The organism is Streptomyces doebereineriae (assembly GCF_031845645.1).
Classification (GTDB): domain Bacteria; phylum Actinomycetota; class Actinomycetes; order Streptomycetales; family Streptomycetaceae; genus Streptomyces; species Streptomyces canus.
The window spans coordinates 1-458 of the sequence record NZ_JAVREZ010000269.1 but is presented as its reverse complement, the minus strand read 5'-3'; the positions used below and the strand labels follow the sequence as shown (position 1 = coordinate 458).

1 protein-coding gene is annotated in these 458 nt (G+C 62.7%); it reads right to left on the bottom strand.

Going from position 1 to position 458, the window contains the following annotated elements; all coding sequences use genetic code 11:
• A partial coding sequence (locus tag RNB18_RS51830) for an SPFH domain-containing protein (protein WP_311721035.1) occupies positions 1 to 455 on the bottom strand: 455 nt, incomplete at its 3' end.
• Positions 456 to 458 lie beyond the last annotated feature (3 nt).

Sequence of the window (458 nt, the reverse complement as noted above, 5' to 3'; positions counted from 1 at the left end):
GTGTACAGGTCGACGAAGTCGAGCTGCTTGCCGACGGTCTTGAGGGCCTCGGAGAACTTCGCGGCGAAGAACTCCTGGATGGCGACCCGGTCGCTCGCCCGCTCGGTGCCGATGGCCTGGGCGACCTTGATGACGTCCTCGACGGTCTTGTTGACCCGGACGAAGAAGGTGATCTGGATGTCGGCGCGGATGTTGTCCTGGCAGATCAGCCCCTCGCGCCCGGCGCGGTGGATCTCGATCTTCTTCACCGAGATGTCCATCGTCTCGGCCTTGTGCAGCACGGGCAGGACGACGGCACCGGTGAAGGTCACGTCGACCTTCTTGGTCTTGGAGATGATCAGCGCCTTGCCCTGCTCGACCTTGCGGAACAGCCGGGTGACGACGAAGGCGATGACGATGACGATGAGCAGGACAACGGCGATGGTGACGCCGATGCCCAAGGAGATGGCATCCATAAG